This window comes from Microbulbifer sp. SAOS-129_SWC, assembly GCF_039696035.1.
Classification (GTDB): domain Bacteria; phylum Pseudomonadota; class Gammaproteobacteria; order Pseudomonadales; family Cellvibrionaceae; genus Microbulbifer.
In genome coordinates, this window is the sequence record NZ_CP155567.1 from 1,664,801 (window position 1) to 1,685,011 (window position 20,211).

The 20,211-nt window shown below is 59.0% G+C and carries 13 protein-coding genes and 1 tRNA gene; 6 read left to right on the forward strand and 8 right to left on the reverse strand.

The annotated features are described in order from the left end of the window. Positions 1-20: 20 nt before the first annotated feature. Positions 21-698 (reverse strand): response regulator, encoded by a 678-nt coding sequence (locus ABDK11_RS07065; RefSeq protein WP_346839592.1) that lies wholly within the window; start codon positions 696-698, stop codon positions 21-23. 19 nt (positions 699-717) lie between these two features. After that, positions 718-2,106, reverse strand: a complete 1,389-nt coding sequence (locus tag ABDK11_RS07070; RefSeq protein ID WP_346839593.1) for an ATP-binding protein — start codon at positions 2,104-2,106, stop codon at positions 718-720. Positions 2,107-2,541: 435 nt separating this feature from the next. Here ABDK11_RS07070 and ABDK11_RS07075 point away from each other — a divergent pair, with 435 nt between their 5' ends. Next, positions 2,542-2,937, forward strand: a complete 396-nt coding sequence (locus ABDK11_RS07075) for a hypothetical protein (RefSeq protein ID WP_346839594.1) — start codon at positions 2,542-2,544, stop codon at positions 2,935-2,937. Positions 2,938-3,205: 268 nt separating this feature from the next. Continuing rightward, positions 3,206-9,907: a LamG-like jellyroll fold domain-containing protein gene (locus ABDK11_RS07080; RefSeq protein WP_346839595.1), complete on the forward strand. Its 6,702-nt coding sequence runs from the start codon at positions 3,206-3,208 to the stop codon at positions 9,905-9,907. A gap of 497 nt (positions 9,908-10,404) precedes the next feature. Here the strand turns inward: ABDK11_RS07080 and ABDK11_RS07085 are convergent, their stop codons facing one another. Further along, positions 10,405-11,799 (reverse strand): adenylate/guanylate cyclase domain-containing protein, encoded by a 1,395-nt coding sequence (locus ABDK11_RS07085; protein WP_346839596.1) that lies wholly within the window; start codon positions 11,797-11,799, stop codon positions 10,405-10,407. A 254-nt stretch (positions 11,800-12,053) separates the two neighbouring features. Here ABDK11_RS07085 and ABDK11_RS07090 point away from each other — a divergent pair, with 254 nt between their 5' ends. Continuing rightward, on the forward strand, positions 12,054-12,620 hold the full coding sequence (locus tag ABDK11_RS07090; RefSeq protein WP_346839597.1) for a nitroreductase family protein: 567 nt from the start codon (positions 12,054-12,056) through the stop codon (positions 12,618-12,620). A gap of 163 nt (positions 12,621-12,783) precedes the next feature. Further along, positions 12,784-12,871, forward strand: a tRNA-Ser gene (locus tag ABDK11_RS07095). Between the two features lie 433 nt (positions 12,872-13,304). Here the strand turns inward: ABDK11_RS07095 and ABDK11_RS07100 are convergent. The 4 genes from ABDK11_RS07100 to ABDK11_RS07115 all read right to left on the reverse strand — a co-directional run bounded on the left by ABDK11_RS07100 (position 13,305) and on the right by ABDK11_RS07115 (position 17,305). After that, positions 13,305-14,153 carry a hypothetical protein gene (locus ABDK11_RS07100; RefSeq protein ID WP_346839598.1) on the reverse strand — a complete coding sequence of 283 codons (849 nt, stop codon included), beginning with the start codon at positions 14,151-14,153 and terminating at the stop codon, positions 13,305-13,307. A 612-nt stretch (positions 14,154-14,765) separates the two neighbouring features. Then, the gene (locus ABDK11_RS07105) at positions 14,766-16,211 is read right to left on the reverse strand and encodes an amidohydrolase (RefSeq protein ID WP_346839599.1); all 1,446 of its coding nucleotides are present in this window, start codon (positions 16,209-16,211) and stop codon (positions 14,766-14,768) included. A gap of 387 nt (positions 16,212-16,598) precedes the next feature. After that, positions 16,599-17,087: a TRIC cation channel family protein gene (locus tag ABDK11_RS07110; protein WP_346839600.1), complete on the reverse strand. Its 489-nt coding sequence runs from the start codon at positions 17,085-17,087 to the stop codon at positions 16,599-16,601. Beyond that, positions 17,084-17,305 carry a TRIC cation channel family protein gene (locus tag ABDK11_RS07115; protein ID WP_346839601.1) on the reverse strand — a complete coding sequence of 74 codons (222 nt, stop codon included), beginning with the start codon at positions 17,303-17,305 and terminating at the stop codon, positions 17,084-17,086. The genes ABDK11_RS07110 and ABDK11_RS07115 overlap by 4 nt, the downstream gene beginning before the upstream one ends. A 413-nt stretch (positions 17,306-17,718) precedes the next feature. Between ABDK11_RS07115 and hdeA the strand changes: the two genes are divergently transcribed. After that, positions 17,719-18,066 carry an acid-activated periplasmic chaperone HdeA gene (gene hdeA / locus ABDK11_RS07120; protein WP_346839602.1) on the forward strand — a complete coding sequence of 116 codons (348 nt, stop codon included), beginning with the start codon at positions 17,719-17,721 and terminating at the stop codon, positions 18,064-18,066. A 155-nt stretch (positions 18,067-18,221) separates the two neighbouring features. Beyond that, a complete protein-coding gene (locus ABDK11_RS07125; protein WP_346839603.1) occupies positions 18,222-18,401 on the forward strand; it encodes a hypothetical protein in 180 nt (59 codons plus the stop codon). Positions 18,402-18,433: 32 nt separating this feature from the next. Here the strand turns inward: ABDK11_RS07125 and pgaB are convergent, their stop codons facing one another. Then, complete coding sequence (gene pgaB / locus ABDK11_RS07130) at positions 18,434-20,209, reverse strand: poly-beta-1,6-N-acetyl-D-glucosamine N-deacetylase PgaB (protein ID WP_346839604.1); 1,776 nt, start codon at positions 20,207-20,209, stop codon at positions 18,434-18,436. Between the last annotated feature and the right edge of the window lie 2 nt (positions 20,210-20,211).

A 20,211-nucleotide genomic window follows, 5' to 3' on the forward strand; every position in this document is an offset into this window, starting at 1 on the left:
CGGTTTCCCGCGGCGGTGTTTCAGTTCTCCCACTTGTATCCCATTGCATAAATGGAATGAATCAATTCCATCTCCGGCACCACGCTGGCGATTTTCTTGCGGATGGATTTGATATGGGTGTCGATGGAGCGCTCGGTGACTGCGCGATCGTTGGCGTAGGCCAGATCCAGCAGCTGTGAGCGGGTGTAGATGCGGCCCTTGTTGTCGTAAAGCGGGCGCAATATGCGGTATTCGGTCGCGGTCAGTTCTACCGGCTGGCCCTTCAGCAACAGGCGGTTGTCGTTTTCCGGCAGTTCTACCTCGGATTCCTTTTCCTCCTGGCCGGACTCAAAATGTACCCGTCGCAGCAGTGCCGCTACCCGCGCGGCCACGTTTTTCAGGTTGAACGGCTTGCAAATATAGTCGTCCGCGCCCAGCTCCAGCCCCAGCAATTGATCAACCTCCTCGACCCGCGCAGTGAGCATGATGATCGGCACCGTAGAGTGCTCACGCACGGCGCGGCAAACGGCCATGCCATCCATGCCCGGCAGCATCACGTCCAGCAGGATTACATCGGCGTGATGCCTTTCCAGCCAATCCTGCACCAGGTCGCCGCGATCCAGCAGAGTGCACTGGTGGCCCTGTGCCTGCAGAAAATTTTTTAACAGCCGGGCTACCTTGGTCTCGTCCTCGACGATCAGCAGCTGTGCGCCTTGCATACTTGTCTCCCCTATCTTGTCAGGCCGTCAACGGCAGTCGGCAGGTGATTGCGAGGCCGCCGAGTTCGCCGTGGCTGGCCTGGATTACCCCATTTTGTGCCTCGACAATGCTCTTGCAGATTGACAGACCCAGGCCCGAGCCACCGGTGGCACGATTGCGGGATTCCTCCACCCGGTAGAGGCGCTCGAACAGTTTCGACAGGCTCGCCGCCGGTACCCCCGGAGCGCTGTCCTGCCAGCACAGCACCAGTTCGCGCTTCTCTTTATACACGGATATGCGTACCTTGCCGCCGCCATCGGTGTAGCGCTGACTGTTCTGCAGAAGGTTATCCAGCACCTGCTTGAGCCTGCCCCGGTCCGCGTACAGGCTGAGCTCTTTCCCAATCTCCACATCTGTTTCCAGGCGCAGGCCATGGGACTGCAGCTTCGCCGCGGCTTTTTGTGCGTAAGTATCAAAGAAATGCAGAGCGGGTATGCGTTCGCGCTGGAAAGTCAGGCCACCCAGATCCGATTGCGCCAGCGTGCGCAAGTCGTTGATCAGGGTGTTCAGCTGGGTGATTTCCTCGCCCATGGATTCCAGCATATTTTCGGATGAACCCTGGATACCATACTGTGCCGATTCGACTTCGGCGCTCAGCACTGTCAGGGGTGTGCGCAGCTCGTGGGCCATATCGTTGATCCAGCGCTGGCGGGCCTCCTGGTTCTGCTCCAGCGCGTTGGCCAGGAAGTTGATGTCTTCCGCCAGTATTGCCAGCTCATCGTCGCCGTAGATCCGCGCTCTCTGACCGAAATCCCCGCCGGCGAGTTTGTGTACCTTTGCCGACAGGTGGTGTATCGGCCTCAGCAGCCGCCGCGCCAGCAACAGCGAAACGGTCAGTGCGAGGAGGATCGCGATCACCGCGCCGGCGAGCATAGTCCGTAGTGCCGCGTCGGCAAATCCGGTATTTACCGCTTTGTCTATATCCCTGCCGGCCGGGAAGCCGAGATACCCCACCACCTCACCATGGGCGCGCACCGGTACCATCGGAAAATGCGTTCCCGGGGGAAAGGGGCCGCCTGCATTCAGGACGCGTTTGTCGGCATTGAGCAGGCGTACATTGGGGAAGGGGGGAGGGGACTGGCCGGGGTCGAACCCCGACGGAGGGGGCGCTGGCCTCTGCCCGATGGCAGGGAAGAGACTGCGCAGCCAAAGGTCGTTGGCGAGCAGCGGCGCCCAGCCGCCGCGTTCTTCATAGAGCTTGCCGACTCGAGTGGCGATATCCCCCAGATGGTTTCGATGCAGCTGTTCGCTGATGCCCCCCAGACCAGAGCGCACCGCAAAGTAACCACTGGTATAGATGACCGCGGCGGTAACCAGGCATACGGCGAGAAAGGTGGCGAGCAGCTTGTGCGAAATTTTCTTGAGCATGGTAGATCGGTCGGCCGGAAAAGGAGCCTATTTCACCTGTTCCCCGACAGAGGCTCAAGCGGTATGGAGAGAATATCGGGTAAAAAACTATGTTTGTATAAAAAGTGCGCAGGATGAAGGAGACTGTATTCGCGCTACTGGTCACTGATAAGTGGCAGACTCCTCTAATTCCTCAATTTTTCCTCAAATTGTGCTGTTACATTCATCGCACAAAGCGCCCCCGCCTTGACGGGCCCGAAATTCGCTTGATTCGCGGTGAGTTTCGCCGTGGAGTCCAGGTATCGAATTCGCCATGCTGTATTGAATCCCCTCAAATTCGTTCAGGTTTGAGGGGATTGCTATTGGTTTTTCGTAACTTCCTGTTGTTGCCGGGATTGGCCGGCGGGCACTTGAGCGCTACTTGGTCCCGGATTGGAAAATTGACGGAAAATGATGATGACAAATGTTGCAGAGCTCAAATTCCCCGCGAGCATCCCGGTACCGGAGATTTCCCTGAGCCTGCACCGCGATCAGGTGTCGGGCCTGAACCTCTACATCCTCGTGAAGGACTTTCACCTGGGGCCGCCGGAACTGGCAGTGAAAGGGCGGCGGCCCACGGGGCAGGGAAACCTGTATATCAACGGCAAAAAAGTTCGGCGGCTCTATGGCGCCTACCAGCACTTGTCCGAGGGTTTATTCAAACCGGGCGTCAATCTGGTAATGGTCTCCCTCTGCGATCACGATCAGCGTCCCTGCAAGCGCAACGGCGTACACATCCAGGCCAGCTGCTTCCTGAATCTGGATACGGAGGAACTGGTGCTGCACAGCTTCAGCAGCTCGCCGACGCATTGATTGTAGAAGTACGGTGGTGTGCCCGGAAAGGGACTAAAAATTGGTTTTCCGGAATTTTCAGATCAACAGGGATTCAGGTGCCCCACTGGTTGGAGCGCTGCAGATCTTTTCGCGCCTAAAGTAGAGCGGACTACGCCGCTGCGTATTGTTTGCGCATTACCCTCAAATTTCCCCCACATTTGTCCGTTAGGCTTGGGCTGATATGCGAGGGAATCACTGTTTTTAAAAAATGAATACTAATAGCCAGATAACCATAGGGGAGATAACCGTGAATAGATTGGTGGGGTTGGCCTTTGCGCTGTCGCTCGGGGTGTGTGCCCAGACTCAAGCGGCGCCAAGCATCGAATCCGAAAATATCGCCATTGATGAAAATACGGCCCGCGGTATGGTGATAGGCCAGGTTTCTGCTTCCAACGGCACCTTTACGTCTACCATGCAGCTGGAAGTGGGGGCGCAGAGTATCGGCAATTGGAGTACCCGGGGTGAGGACTATGAGCCGATCAGTTTCAGTAGCCCCTTCAGTACTTCGCCAATTGTTCTGAGCCAGATCCAGAGTTACGGTGACTATCCGGTTATCTACTCAACTCATACCGATGCCTATACCGGGAAGGTCTCGAAGAGGGGTTATGAAATCCTGTTCCGTCCGCGCCAGAAAAATACCTCGTCGACGGGTTTCGATGCCATCCTGGAGACGGATTTGCAGACGTCAGATTACGCGACCACCTCGATTGACAGCGTCGGGGGAGCGGAAACCGTGGGTTGGATGGCTTTTGCCAACTCGACCCAGGGCCGCTGGGGTGGCATTCCGTTTGAAGTTGCGCAGACCGGTAGCGTTGTCACAGCCGCGACGCAAACCGTGAACTTTACCGGCCCCTTCGACGAGGCACCGCACCTGCTCGCCACTGTCGCAACCAGCCATGGTACCGATCAGACAGGGGTCGGCATAAAGCAGATTGCGAATAGCCTGGCCGACGTCTATATGGACGCGCTCGACGACGGGGGGCATACCGCCGAAGCCGTCAGTATGATGATGCTGCAGGGCAACGGCGTCCTCCACGATGTCAATGGCAATGCGATCGGAGAAGTGGGTTCCCTGACCTTTTCCGACAGGGATAGAGACCATGCCGGCACGGTCGGTCTCCTGCGGTCCTATGAGAATCCAGTGGTATTTGTCCAGCCGGTGGGTATCGACGAGGAGGTTTACGATGCGGTATTTCGTTTTACCGCGATCAATAGCGATAGTTTCAGCGGTTACCTGCACGATATCGCGGAATACCGGGCCTGGGCAAAGCACGGCAAGTTTGATTTGCAATATTTTGTCTTCGAAGCAGGTAGCTGGACCATCGGTATCGAGAACTACAGTTATGCCATCTCGGCCGGTAATGATAGCGGTGCGTTTGCGATAGACCCAGACACGGGCGAGATCACGGTTGCCGACAGCAGCCAGCTGGATTATGAAAGCGGTATTACCGAATACACCATCACCATCCAGGTAAGCGATGGTAACGGCAATATCGGTACGCAAACGGTTACGGTAAGTATTAACAACGTGGCCGATTCTCTGAATTCCGATGCCAGCGCCCTCCATGGCGTTGCCACCGGCGACTGGACCGGCTGGAATGTCGCCTCTGCCGGGGACGTCAATGGTGATGGTTTCGACGATGTGATTGTCGGCGCACCCCAGGACGACACCAACGGCGAAGATGCCGGCCGCGCCTACGTATTGTTCGGCAATGCCAATGGTGTATTGGCGGATCTCGACACCGTTGCCTCCGGAAGCGGTGGCTTTGCGATCAATGGCCAAAGTGCCGGTGACCGGACCGGTTTCGCCGTCGGCGGTGGCGGTGATATTAACGGCGATGGCCTGGACGACGTGGTGGTCGGAGCGCCTTACGCCACACCCACAGGCGATCAGGAAGGGCTCGCTTTTGTGGTATTCGGCAAGGCGGACACTGCGCCGGTGGAGCTGTCGAGTATTGCGACGGAGGTCGGCAACGGGGGCTTTGTCGTTTACGGCAGTGGCTACCGCGACCACCTTGGTGGAACCATCACCGTTGGCGATGTGAATGGCGATGGCCTGGCCGATGTGGCGCTGGGGGAAGTCTTCCGGCAAAGCAACGACGCCACCTATTTCTTAAATCTGAACCGACAGAAAGACGAGAGTCTTGTCTATGTCGTATATGGCAAGGCGGATAGTGCCGCGGTGCGTGTGGCGGACATAGTCGATGGCTCCTATGCGGGGGGATTTGTTGTCTCAAAAACCGGTAAAACCAACACCTATGGCTGGCAATTCGGCGCTCAGGTGCTGCCGGTGGGGGACTTCAATTCCGATGGCCTGCAGGACTTTATCGTCAATCGTGGCCTGCTGGGTGACAACGAGGGGACCAATCGTCTCCTGTTCGGGTATCCGCACACTGGTGCCATCGAGTACGACACCATTTCCAGCAGCGGCTATGGCCTGTCGATCTTGCCGGAAGATGGCCATTACGGGGTAACTTCACAGAATCGACATAACGCGCTTCCCGGCTTCACGACGGCCGCGCTGGGCGACGTCAACGGCGATGGCCTGGATGATATCGCCCTGCTGGCAGCCGACACCGGCTGTTGCAACGGTTGGCAGTACCCGCGTGCCTACATTGTATTCGGTACCTCGACGCAACAGGATATCGACCTGGCCGAGATCGCCGCAGGTCATGGCGGTTTTGTGATTCACAACGACGCCTCGGGTGTCACGCTTAATACGGATGATGTGGTCTTTGGGGCGATCGGCGGCAGCGGTGATATTAACGGCGACGGCTACGGCGATATTATTATCGGTGACCCCTATGCCGATTCCGGCAACGGGCGCCTCTACGTGGTCTATGGCAAGAGCGATACCGGAGCTGTTTATCTCAGTGACGTGGTCAACGACAACGGCGGATTTTATACCTCGGGTAATGGTGGCGATGGCGTCGGGCACTGGGTTGCCAGCGCGGGAGATATCAATGGTGACGGTATTGCCGATATGTTGTTCGGCGCTCCCGAAGCGGATGCCGATGGCATTACTGATTCTGGCACCCTCTATGTCATGTTGGGCAAGGGCGCCAAGGTTACCCAGTGGGGCTCCGCCGGCGACGATAGTCTAACAGGAACCGCGGATTTTGCCGACGCGCTTGCCGGTGGCCAGGGCAATGACATTCTGCAGGGCGCCGGTGGCGAAGATGTGCTGTACGGGGGGCCCGGTGACGATACGATCATTATCTCCGACGATAAATTTGTCCGTATCGACGGCGGACGCGGAACCGATACGCTGAAATTCGATGGCGCCGGCCTGTTCGTGAACCTGGCTGCCGCGGCGCAGCGCGTGCGCAGCATCGAAGTATTCGATATCACCGGCAGCGGCGCCAATACGCTCAGCTTCAACAAGAGTGTAAGCGGGGGCAATCGCATTATTGTCAAGGGCGATCTCGACGATAGCGTCTACTCCACCAGCCAGCAGTGGCAACTCAGCAATACCACGGAAACGCTCGACGGCATTGTATTTGATGTCTATACCGCGGGCAGCGCCCAATTGTGGTTGCAGCACGGCCTGTCAATTTCCATCAATGCCGCCCCCAGTATTGGCGACCAGGCGTTTAGCGTGGATGAATACAGCACTGGCGGCACAGCGCTGGGTAACGTCAGTGCTGATGCCAGTGATATTGGCGATACTGTCACCTATGCGATTGTCGCGGGTAATGAGGCGGGTTATTTCAGTATCGACAGTACCAGCGGTGAGCTGAGCCTTGCCGACAGCGTTCACCAGCTGGATTACGAGAGCGGCGCCAGCTATGGCCTGACGGTGGAGGTGACTGATTCCTACGGTCTCACTGCGCAGGGGCTTGTCACCATCGATGTCAATAATCTCAGCACCATCACCCGAAATATGCCGATGGATGCGAGTGGTGGCGGCAGTATCTGGGCCGACTGGAACTCACTGCTACCCGCGCTTGGAGAAAGTACGACGGTCGGCATGAAACACTCGCTGAACTTTGCCGATATTCCCGGGTTGCCAATCGACACCTCGTTAATGGACCTTTCCATGGCAGGTGTCTTTTCGCTGGAAACGTCTCTGCAGGTAACCGGGGGGACGGTAGAGGCGAACCTGCCGGTTCAGCTTAGTGTGAGCTATCCGGACGAGATCCAGCCCGGCGGGAGAGTGGAGCTGACGACTTCGCTTGCCTTTGCCGACGGTGCCGGATTTACCGTTACCTCCCCCTCCTTCAAAGCCGAAGCCACCGAAACCCTGACGGATTATGATTTCCGGCTGACAACGGAAGTGCCGGATGTAATCAGCTCCAGTATCGACACCTACAAGGGACATATTTCCGGCGACCGTATTTCCCAGCCCTACAGCGTGGAATCTACCGGGTCTGTTAGTGCCACGAGCCAGCAGAGTGCGGACAATGCCTTGCGCCTGGAGGCTGAAATAGCGCGCCCTGCCTGGGTGAACGAGCAGGTCTTAGCGCCCGATAATTGGCTTTCCAATGCCCTGTCGCTCAATGGGGAGAAAGAGGGATGCAAAGACGGTGTGTTTGAGCCGGAAGGTGAAGACCTCTACTATAAATTGGGCTATAGCTTGTTTGACTCCTACCTCTGGGCGACCGCAGATCTGTACCAGAATTTCTCGGTAGAGCTGAGCCCCGTGGCCGTGCTCACGCTTGAAGACGGTACCAGCTACAGTTTTGATCCCCGTGAAGGCCTGGTCCTGACGCCGGATAACAGTAATGATAGCAATGGCGACGGCGTGATCGATGCCTCGCTGGACGTGAGCTTGAATCCGGTGTTCACCAATGCCACGGACTTCAACGCCATGCTGCGGGTGCCATTCAAGACCGCTGAAGTGCACTACAACCTGCAGGAGGCGCAGTGCACCAATTTCCAAGACTACAAGTTTGGAAAGGGTGGAATCTACTACGAATATGCCAAAGTGGGGCCAATGGTGGATACCGAGTTCAGTATTGACCTCGCCGATGTCAATGGCAGCGGCGACTGGCTGAGCAAGGTGTTCAGCTATTCTCTGTCCGGCATTACCTATACCGAGAAACTGTCCTTCGATCTCTGCGATGGCACTGGTACCGCCTGTGCCCCAGTTCTCAACACTCCACCGACGGCGACTGACGTGAAAGTATCTGGCAGGGTGCGCCAGGGCGAGGCGCTGGCCGGCACTTACCTCTATAGCGACACTGACGGCGACTCGGAGAGTGGCAGCAGCGTTCAATGGCAACTGGCTGTGGATGCGAATGGGGCCGGTAGTACGCCCATCGGCGGTGCAAATGCAACCAGCTTTACCCCGAGCAGTAATTACGCCGGGAATTATCTGCAATTCTGCGTCACCCCCGCCGATGGTATCGACAGCGGCAGCCAGGTGTGTTCGGACTGGGCGCTGGTCGAAGGTGAAATCAGCCCCGCCGTCAGTGCCGGCTTCTACAAAGCGTTACTCCTGGATGGCGCCGGTCAATATGCGCGTGTGCCGATGAACAGTCTCTTCAACCCGGCCTACACCTCTTTTACCGTCGAGACCTGGCTGAAAATGGATTCGCTTTCGAGTAACGAGCAGCGGCTGGTGCAGCAGCTCGACCTATCGGGTTCCGGGCGTACGCTGCTTGGCATCCAGAGCGATGGCACGGTATTTACCCGGATGGGAGGCACCCTGCTCAATGGGGCCACGGTACTCGAGGCGGATACCTGGCACCACGCGGCAGTGAGTTTCGATCAGGCCACCTCCACCGTGCGCCTGTACCTCGATGGCGAACTGGAAGCCGAGGACGTGCGCAGTGCGGGAAGCTCCTTTGGCGACCTGGTACTGGGCGTCAATAAAAATCTCTCTGGAAGTTATTTCGCCGGTGCCCTGGACGAAACCCGAGTCTGGACCGCGGCGCGCGACCAGGCGGAGATACAGCGGGATATGGCGTTGAGCGTTTCCGCCGATGAAGCCAACCTGCTGCTGTATTTCAATTACGACGATGGAGACAGCAATAGCCTGGCCGATGTCACCGGGAATTTTGCCGGGGACCTCTACAACGCGCCGGTGTATACCTTCAGCACAGAAAAGGGCTTGAGCCTGGATGGCGATGGGGACTACGCCGAAGTATCCGACAGTAGCGATCTTGAATTTGGTAACGGGAGTTTCACGGTTGAGTCCTGGGTGTATGCGGATGCCAACAGTGCAGGAGACTACCGCAACATCGTCAGTAAAAAGCTGGGTACGGGAACCGATGCCGGCTGGGTGTTGCGCCTGGGTAACGACAACGACATCCTCAAAGCCTCATTTTTGCTGGGCGATGGCACCAACAGCAAGGGGCTGGCCAGTGACACTCCCCTGACGCTCGATACCTGGAACCACATTGCGGTAACAGTGGATCGTGTAACCGATACGGCCCGCCTGTATGTCAATGGTGAGGAGGTGAAGTCTGTATCGCTATCCGGCATTGGCAGCGTGAATTCCGGCACGGTCATGCGCATTGGAACCTGGAGTACCGTTACAAACGCCCCCTGGCTGGGTGAAATCGACGAGGTCCGCGTTTGGGACAAGGCCGTCAGCCAGACGGAAATTGCTGCCAATATGCACAAGAGACTCGATGCTTCTACCGACGGCCTGGTTGCCTATTACACTTTCGAAGGTGCCGAGGACGGTACGGCAAAAGACATGACGGGCAATGGCCACGACGGCAGCCTGTATGGTGATGCGGTGATAAGCGATCTGGGCATCGGCGTTGCAAGCCAGGGCAGTGGCACTCTGTCTGGAGTACTGCCGGGCGGAAACGGTATCCGCTTCCGACTCGATACCCCGCCTTCTATCGGCCAAGTGAGCATTGACAAGACGACGGGGGCGTTTTCCTACAGTCCGGCCAATGCAGCTGCAACGGGCAGCGACAGCTTCCGCTACTACGTCGTTGATGCTGATGGTCATTACAGTTACAGCGAAACCGTAAACCTCAGCCTGCAGTAGTTCCTCGAACCCGCTATAGTCGCGAGCCTGTCTACCATTCAGGTGGCCAGGCTCGCGCAGATCCTGGCTACTGATCTCCTGAATTATTGGGAGTCAGTAGCTGCTGTTGCACAGTGTCAGCAGCCCACCACTTCAGGTTTCGATATGCAGCGCGGCGGTGAAACCAGCGGCGCTGGATACCCCATTGTTTATCCAATCTATACATGTGCCAGTTTGGTCTGGCGGTTGCGGTCAGATAGTTTCGCTGCGACAGCCGGATACCGTGCGCTGTGATTGTCACCGGCAGCTAGATACGGAATATAGGAATGGTGTCGAATGGTTGGGGCCGTTGCGCACCGGCCGGATGCAAGCGGCGCCGGCAATGGTGATTCCCGCAGATGCCGAGCCGGCCGGTACAGCAGAAGATTGTCGAGCGGTACTACACGCTGATAAACAAACTTTCTGGAAGCGGAGTAGCTGGGTAAGAAAGTCAAGCAGCAGCTGGCCGCGAGCCGGCGCTACATGATGACCTTGCCTTTCAGTGTCTTGGCCGCTTTTTCCAGCGCCTGCAGTACCCGGTCCTTGTCGTAGTTGCGCACCTTGTCCAGATCCAGGTGCATGGAGAAGCCGGGCGCGTGGTCTTCCAGGTAGCCCTGCTGGCCGCCGAGATTCTTGCGCAGGTCGGTAACCTGGTAGACCTTCACCGGGGTACTGAAGCCTTTTACGGTGACGTGGCCCTTGTCGCGGCACATGACTGAATGCTTGATCAGTGCCCAGGTCTCGTGGCTGATCAGGATCTCACCCGGTTGCGCCGCGCCCTCGAGGCGTGCGGCAAGATTCACGTGGGTGCCCATGACCGTGTAAGACTGGTAGTTGGCGGTGCCGAAAATGCCCACGGTGCAGTAGCCGGTGTTGATGCCCATGCGCACCTGCAGCGGGCGGGCAATGCCCTTGTTGTACCACTCCTGCTTCATTTCCCGCACGCGCTTGCGCATGGCCAGCGCCATCGCCACACAACGCAGCGCGTCCGACTTGGGGCCCTTGCTGTCGTCGTCGCCGAACACCACCATCACCGCATCGCCGATGAATTTGTCGATGGTGCCGCCGTACTGGCCGGCGATGCGCGCCATTTCCGACAGGTAACTGTTGAGCAGCTGGGTGAAGGTCTCCGCTTCCAGCTCTTCGGTCAGCTGGCTGAAATCCTTGATATCGGAGAAGAACACCGTGAGTAGTTTGCGCTCGGTGGCCAGCTCGTTCTCGCGCCCGTTGGTCACTGCCCGCCACAGACGCTGCGGCAGGTATTTGGACAGCTTGTAGGTGCGCATGCGCCCGGTGTACTGCTCCTGGCTCAGGTCGCGATGGGCCTTCTTGAGCGTGGCGATCTGTTTGTGGGTATAAAAGGCGTAGGCGCAGAAATAGGTAAAGACGCCGATCAGGCTGGCGGCACTGATGGTCAGGTCTGAATTTACGATCAGCGTCGGCTGGTGAATCAGGTAGCCGCCGCCGACACCCAGCAGCAGGCCGGTATTGTGCTCGAACCAGCGGCGGCCACCGCCCTCGGTCAGCGCATTGAACTGCACCATGGTCACAAACAGCAGCGAGGGCAGCAGGTTGAAGTTGGCCAGGGCGATGGCCACCCCGATCAGGGTGGCGTCGAAGAACGACAGCACGCGGCGCGTTTGCGCGGCGCTGGCACCGGTCTGGCGCCGGCTGATCAGGAAGGCCACTACGGTATAGACCAGCAGCGTGACCGCCATGCCCAGCGTGATCAGCTTGTCCAGACGCCAGGGCGCGGACCAGCTGACCGCGTTGACCAGGGTTCCGGCGGCGGCAAAGCAGATCAGGGTGCGGAAGTAGAACGGGTAACGATGGTCAATACGCTGCCCGCTGGTTCCCTCAGGCTGGTCCGGCATCTGGGTATTCTTATGTCCTAATTCTAATCGTTCGGGAAATGACCGATTTGCTACGGCGATTTTCCGGCGGGATTGGCCCCGTCTTATCTGTTCTCTCGATCAAACGCTGGTCGAGGAAAGGAAGTGTACTCCGCCAGAGCAAATAATGCGAAACCCTTGTGCGCCCGTCGGCAGACAAGTGGATGATCGGTCGATATGCGCTGCCGCGGGCCCTGCGTTAGAATCCGCGCTCACGATTCTGACCGGAGAACCCAATGGACGCGCTGACCGCCCTGCACACCCGAGTATCCTGTGGCCTGCTGACCGACCCGGCCCCCAGCGTCGAACAGCGCCAGAACATCTTCCGCGCTGCGCTGCGCGCCGCCGATCACGGCTGCCTGCGCCCGTGGCGCTTTCTGGTGGTCGAAGGCGAGGCCCGCGAGCGCCTGGGCGAGCTGTTTCTGCGCGCCGCCGAGCACGAGGCCAGCGAGCCCCTTGCCGAGGCCCAGCGCCAGCGCACCCTCGCCATGCCGCTGCGCGCACCGCTGATCGTCGTCGCCATCACCCGGCTGCAGAAGCACCCCAAGGTGCCGGAGCTGGAGCAGCACCTGTCCACCGCCGGCGCCGTGCAGGCCATGCTGACCGCCGCCTTCGCCCAGGACATCGGCGCCTACTGGCGCACCGGACCGCTGGCCTACAACCCGGTAGTGGCCGAGGGCCTGGGGCTGGCCGACAACGAACGTATCGACGGCTTCCTGTACTGCGGCACCCGCCAGAAAGCCGTGCGCCAGGCCCCGAACCTGCCGGTAGAGGATTTCTTTGCCCCCTGGGATGCACAATAGGGGTTGCACTGGCGCCGCTGTTTATGTAAAGTGCGCGCTCGCTGGACGGGAGCTATGTTCCTGATTAGCAAGACAATTTTCCCCATAACCGCAGTGCGGCGGGAAAATTGGACGCAGGCGTGCAGAGCGGCCCACAGACCGCCAAAACGCGACAATCAGTTTCGGTGAGGTGTCCGAGTGGTCGAAGGAGCACGCCTGGAAAGTGTGTATGTCGCAAGGCATCGAGGGTTCGAATCCCTCCCTCACCGCCATTAAACAAAAAAGCCCGGCAAATGCCGGGCTTTTTTGTTTAACCGCGTTGCGGGCAGGGTGAGAACCCTCGCCGGGTTCGACCAACTCGCGCCAGCGAGTTGGGACCGAGGCGCCTGCGCCGAGCCCGTAGGGGCAAAACACGCTTCAGCGTGTTTTGAGTCCATCCCTCCCGGAATCTCACTCCGATTCCGATTCAGGCAAATGCCGGGCTTTTTTGTTTAATCGCGTTGCGGGCAGGGTGAGAACCCTCGCCGGGTTCGACCAGCTCGCGCCAGCGAGTTGGGACCGAGGCGCTTACGCCGAGCCCGCAGGGGCAAAACGCGCTCCAGCGTGTTTTGAGTCCATCCCTCGCGGAAATACACTCCGATACCGATTCAGGTAAATGCCGGACTGTTTTGTATTCTTCGCTCCGCCCCTTCAGCAGCACTGCCTTTAGAACGAAAACTTTATGCCGGCAAAGACTCCGCTCAAATTCAGATCGGAAAGTAGCGGGGAGTCGTCAAATTCCCAGTCCAGGTAGCGGTAGCCACCCACATAGTCGAATCGGTTGCACCGGTAGCTGATGGCCGCCAGGGCCTGCCAGGTATAATCGCTTTCCCCGGTACCCACGTCGGCGTAGTAGGTCAGGTACCAGCGGTCAGTAAGATCCGTTTTTCCCCGGAGGCCGACAACCCCGTCCCATACATCACCGGAGTCGGAAATTCTGAAGTCGGCGAGTTCGTCGATGTTGGTATCGATGTCCAGGTCCAGCCATAGATAGCGCGCTCCGAGGGTGACGTTGAACCTGGATGTCTCTGACTGGTAGACGCGGTAGGCTCCGCCGAGGGTAGTAACAAAGCCCTTGAGGTCAATGTCGGCTCTCACGCGGAACGCCTCTGGGCCCAGGTCGATGGTCTGGCGGATATTGTCGGACACATCCAGATAGATGAGGTTCGAGTAGGCTGTCCACTTGCCCCGCGTCGCGGCCAGCGTACCCATAAAGCCGAACTTCAGGTCTTTCACGAGTTCATCAAAACTGATATCGATCTTGTCACCGGTCGCGGTGTCGCCGCCGACACTGGCACCCCAGAGATAGACCTCGGCGCCAACCAGCCAGTGGTCCGGAGGGCCGCCGCCAAAGGTCTCATAGCGTGGCTGGCTTTGCGCCTGTGTGAGACCGAATGGAAATGCCGTCAGGAATAGCACCAGGATAAGGCGCAAAGGTGTCCGGTACTGTCGGTAACAGCGCGCGGTCGGGATCTGGGCGAAGGCAGGTGAGGCCGGGCTGTTGCGTAATTTCATGAAGTTCACTGTTGATTTGTACCGGAGAATCACGCCGCTCAACTGGGGCCCATTTCGCGGCTCGATCCGGAGATAACCGGGATCAGGAAACCGTTGGCCTCCATCAGCTTGCCATTGCTGCATGTGTCGATTTCATTGAGCTTTGACATTGATAAGTCTTTTTTTCAACTGTCTGGTTTATTCACCGCTTCACAGCCGCGTTACGAATTGGCTGCCCCAGAGACACGGCTTTCAATACCTCGGAGTCTTGGACGGCAATAATGCCGTTGACGATGATGTAGGGAATGCCGGTTGGAGGCAGCGTTCCCTTGCCTACAGGTTAGCCGCAATTGTCTTTCACCGTCTCTGGATCGAAGTTCGTAATATTGGCATCCATGCCCGTCTGGATGCGTCCGCGTACACGCCTGGCGGAAACCATGTCCTCGAGGAATCCCTTCTGGCAGTGGGACGCGTCCCGGCGCTGCGCATACCGCGCTGCGTTGATCAAGGCCAGGCACTCGCCGGTGATTCCCGTGCAAGCGCTCTGTACATGATTGGCGATGAGGGGAACATCATTGACTGCTGTGGGGGCTGAGCCCTTTGCTCTTTACGGATGCAGTGGCGTTTTGATGCTCATGTTTTAGCGTCGGTGATGCCAAAGTGCTCCAGTGCACCGTGAATACAGCATTCGTAGCGATCCCTTTCATCCGGCAGCATTTCCCCGCCTGGAGGTTTGGGCAGCTCGTTGAGGCTTTTGTAGGGCTGGCCCTTCGTCTGCTTCTTGAAGTCTTCCTGTGCCGCTTCGATCAACTCGGGTTGGGTGAACAGGTCAAGACCGGAAGCGGCCATCGACTGGGCGGCCTGTACCGTGGCTCTGTGGCCGATACTCATGCCGTGACAGGCCGTGCATCCCCACTGGTGCGGGGAAATACCCTGCGGCCAGGCGGCGTAAACCGCGCCCATGGTCGGCACGCTCCAGCTGACATCGCCCACATCGGATGAGCCGCCGACTTCCACCTTCGACGTGGGCATGCCGGCCATGGCGTCGGCCATGCCCTTTTCCTCCAGCCCCATTTCCTTTTGGATCGCCTTTGCAAAGGCCTGCTCGTCGTCGGTCCAGTCAATGGGGAAATATCGCTCCATATGGCCATACATGTTTTTAGCGAGCGGATCGTTGCCGACGACATCCAGTGTGCCGGTGATGAGGGTGACCGTCTCTTTGGTCTGAGTGGAAAGCGCGGCGCCCTTGGCCATGTCTATCAGCCAGTTCTTGTACTGCGTGACATTTTCCGCGCTGGGGCCCCGGTATCGGACCAGTACCCTGGCGTAATCGGGAATCACGTTGACCGCTACGCCACCGTCGAGAATCTGGTAATGCAGCCTGGCCGTCGGCAGCATCTGCTCGCGCATCATATTGGCGGCCACGAGGAAAACCTCCGCTGCGTGTACCGCACTGCGTCCGAGCCAGGGGGAGACTCCGGCGTGAGCGGTGGTGCCGTTCCATTCCACAATCAAGTCCACCATGGCGGTGGAATGGAAGTTCCATACGGTATTTAACGGACCCGGATGATTGTGCAGGCAGGCGTCGAGTCCCTTGAACGCGCCCGCCTGGGCCATGTAATTCTTGCCGGTCATCTTTTCCTCCGCCGGACAGCCGAAGACTTTCAGGGTGCCGTGGATCTTGTTTTTCTCAAGGTGTGTTTTGAGCGCGATGGCGGCGCCGATGGAGGTGGAACAAATCAGGTTGTGGCCGCAACCGTGACCGTTGGTATTGCCACTGGGGGCTGGCGTCCTGGTAGGCTGGGTGTCGTTGCCGAGCCCGGGCAGGGCATCGTATTCGACCAGAATACCGATGGTCGGCTTTCCTTTGCCCCAGGTGGCGATCCACGATGTGTCGAGTCCACCGATACCCCGATCACTGATCTTGAATCCGTATTTTTCCAGTAACGCGGCGGCATACGCCGAGCTGTGCGTTTCCGTAAAACCGATCTCGGCGAACTCCCAGACATGTCTGGCCAGATCCCATATTTCGTCGGCGATTGCTGTTACTTCGTTGTCGATGCCGGTGTAGTCAGTCATGTTTTCCTCAACACCTACGCGGATAATTCTTGGATGCGAATCAGAATGGCTGTGCCCGAGGCTCTGAAGTTCTCGATCTCTTTCTGCTCACCGCGAACGGGTTTCCTTCGAGAGCGGTGGTGCCGGCAAACTTGCCTTCACACCAGCAGCGATATCTCGACCATTAGCGTGGGACCGGTGGCGTGGGCTGCGCTAATGAATATAGTAGTCATTGGTGCTGGCAATCCCGTCCAGGGCGGTGGGGCCGCGCGCCCGGTTTGGATGACTTATCGAATGGTGTTCAATCGAGAGGCGGTGCTCGAAGCGGGAACTTTCCTCTGCCGTTCATCCAGTGTATCCAGGAGAATATCAATGGCCTGATCCCCGTTGGCGGGGCGGGGCAGTTTTTTATGTTTCTGTCTGTTTGGTCAACAGCCAGTCGGGTACGCGCAGGTCCCAGTAAATTGCAGCGGCACGCAGGAAGAATATAAGCAACATGCAGGACAGACCGCTTAAGACAGAGGGCTCGCCTGGCAGGAATGCCATAAGGAAGGAATAGGCGATACATCCAATGGTAACCGGTATCGCATAGAGTTCTTTGCGCATCAGGAGGGTAGGGTTGCCGGAAAGCACATCGCGTAGCAGGCCGCCACCGATGGCGGTGACGACGCCGAGTAGGATTGGGCCCATCGGCATGGCGAAGTTCATCTCCATGACCTTGTGTGTGGCCTGGATCGCAAACATGGAGACGCCCAGGGCATCCAGGTAAAGCATGCTGCGGTAAGTCTGCCCGCGCGTCATCAACTTATTGGCGATAAACGCCAGCATGCTTGCGACAATCGCGATCCAGATGTAATTGAGGTCCGAGGCCCAGAAAGCGGGTACGCCCAGAATCACGTCGCGAAGGTTCCGCCGCCGATTGCGGTAATCACTCCCATCACTGTTGCGCTGAAGAAATCGATGCCCTGGGGCGCAACGGCAGCGACAGCTGTTGCCGCAAAGGCGACGGTTCCGGCCATGCCCAGCAGGTACTGTAGCTCGTTGATAGTCAATGTTGACCGATCTCCAGAGGCGGGAAGAGTGCCCATGGCATTGGTGATGCTTCTGCCGAGCATGCGCAGCGCCCGTAAAGAGGGCGAATGCCTAGCCATTAAATGCACAGTAGCAGGTGTGCCTTCACTGTGACTTCTCTGATCAGGTAATGCGTGTCGCACCCGGTAAACAGCGGTGTCATTGCCACGGTGATTGCCCGGCTGCCCCGGCGTGGGGAACCAGTGGTCGCGCGGATTTGCGGCGGGACAAATCACTTGGGAAACCCGTTTCCATTACCTAACCTTCACGTTGAAAAATGCGTCCATTCTGGTTGGTGATCGGGTCGCGCGGTGATAGGGGTGACACTCGATACCGGGAGTTACCCTGGGCTCGTACCCGCCCATCCAGATCGAACCCGGTCGGTCAATACCGCGTGGGGTGTGGGCGCTGTTTTGGATTGGCGGGGCAGTGCCCCGGAAGTCGAGGAAACAGTACGATGAAAGCGACACACTATTTGCTTCCTCTGGTTGTTGCCGGTTTGGCGGTGACCAGTGCCGAGGCGGCTCCCAAGAAACCTCTGGGTAAGTGGACCTGTGAAGACTTTATTGGGCTCGATGATGAGTACAAGCCTAAGGCCGTGTATTGGGCCAGTGCCTATGCCAAAGGCGGGGCGCCCGAGGATGGCCAGCTGGATATCGAGGGCACGGAGAAAGTGACGCCGTGGCTGGTTGAAGCCTGCCAGAAAGAGCCGAAAGCCTCTTTCTGGATGAAGCTGAAAGACGGCTGGCACAAAGTCGAATCCGACAGCAAGTCGGAAATGGAAAAGATGAAAAACAAAATGTAGCGGAAAACGGATGAGGCCGTATCACCGGCTTCATCTATCGCCCGCTGTAGAGTCTCTCGATTGATGTGGCCGGAAGATCTCGGGTGTTCCGGCTGTCGTATCGGGGGGCGGGCAAAATGAGCAACCGTGTTGCAGTGAGGTGCGGTATGCCTTCAATGGAAGAAATTGAAATGGAAAAGCATCGAAAGGCGCTGGACCGGGATGTCGGGAAGCTGATCGATAAATATCTCCGCGCGATGGAGTGGGACATCCCGGACGTCGATGAAGAAAGAGCGCGGCAGATGATCCTCGATGAGGTGCGGCGCGAAGTCGAGCGGATCGGTGCCTTGCACTGAGTGGTCGCCGGTCTGCGGAGCGAATTTCCGGTTTACTGCTTGAGCGCGCCCCGTGCGGGAAAGGTGCGGGAGGATACCGCCGGCGCGATCTGCTTGGCCGCTGGTCTGTCCCGCAACAGGTCCTGGGGATACCAGCCGTAGGCGGTGCCACCGCGCCGCTGGAAGGTCCGCGCGGCGGCTTTCAGTGCCCGCGCATCCGGCGGGGCCGGCGACCACCAGATAATCCCGACACGCCGTGAAAGGCGGCCGCTGTTGGTGGGATAACGCGCGACGCCGGCGGGGAAGGGCAGCGGCGCAGTCAGTGCCGCTGGCACGAGGGTCAAGTCGGCCAGCGGCGACGCCCGCAGCAGGCTGTGGTCGGCGGTGCTCAACCAGAACAGCTGCAAGTCCGGGCGTGCCTGTTCCGCAATGCGGAAAGCCTTGATTGCCAGAGCGTCGGCCGGCGGCCATCGGGATACATCCCGATGCTGGCGGATTTCCCGCACCTGCCAGGGGAGTTGCGATGCGCTCGCCGCCCGCGCGTCGAGCGCCGGCACATCTTCCAGTAGCAGTCCTTCAAAGGGCACGCGTCGTGCCAGGTCGCGAAACAGCGCCAATACCCGCTGCTCGCTGCCGAGTGTCTGCAACGCGCGCCGATGCGGCAGGCGCAGAATGATCTGTACACCGGCGCGCGCGCGCATCTGTGCTGCCAGACGCGACAGCAGGTCGCGGCGCATTGGCAGCTGGCTGGTGGGGAACCAGGTCGCGGCCAGGCCACCGTCAACATCGGGCAAGGCGGCGTCGATCACCACGTGGGTAGCGCCCATGGCCAGCAGTGCTTCGAGTGCCTGGCCAAGGCGGCGATTGGTCTCTGCGGCGCTGGCGCTGTCGAAGTCGGCGGGATCCACCGGCACCAGGCGGCGGGCGTTGGGCCAGGGATCATGAAATTGCATCGCCTGCACCCACACGCCCAGTTTCGGATTGTCGGTGGGCAGGTAGCGGCTGATCGAGTAGGGCGTGGGAGCGTCGGGGGTTGGCAGGTGCGAGGGTTCCGGATCCAGCGTGACGTCGTAGCGGTAGCCCAGTTCGGCCGCTACCTCGCGGGTGATCTGGTTGTAGCGGCCGAAGGGCCAGACGATGGCGCGCGGGGCCTTGCCCAGATGCCGTTGCAGTTGCTGGCGCGAGCGGCGCAGGTCTGCGCGCAGGCGTGCGCGGTAGTCGGCCTCGCGCTCGTAGCCGCGCCCGGGCGTATATCGTCGTGTTACCGCCGCCGGCAGCCTATTGCCCTGCGGGTTGCCCAACACCTCGCGGTGCAGGTTGTAACTGTGGGAGGCGAACTCCACCAGGCCGGAGTCCTGCATTTCGCGCGCCTGCGCCCAGGTGATGAAGTGCGCGCGGGGCAGAGTTCGCCCGCCGTAGGGTACCTGGCTGCCGGCGGGCGCATCCAGCCAGCTGCCGACCACGGCCGCCAGCAGCGGTATACGGTACACCAGCGCCAGCGGGTAGATGCGTGTATAGAGGCTGCGGTAACCGTCGTCGACGGTGATGAGGATGGCTTTTTCCGGCAGCGGCTTCTCGCCGCGCCGGGCGCGCTCGATGTCGTCCAGGCTTACCGGATTCCAGCCGTTGCCGGCGAGCCATTCGAAAAAGGTTACCAGGCGGTCGCTACTGACGCCGGCGTCGTCGAGCTGGGCGGGATCGTCGGCGATATCGTGCAGGGAGACGGTGACAAACTGTTGCGGTGCGCCGGCCGGGCCGGCAGTAACCACCGCAGGCAGTATCAGCAGCAGGAGCGTGTAAATCAGCAGGCGGGCGCGGCGATTCGGCATGG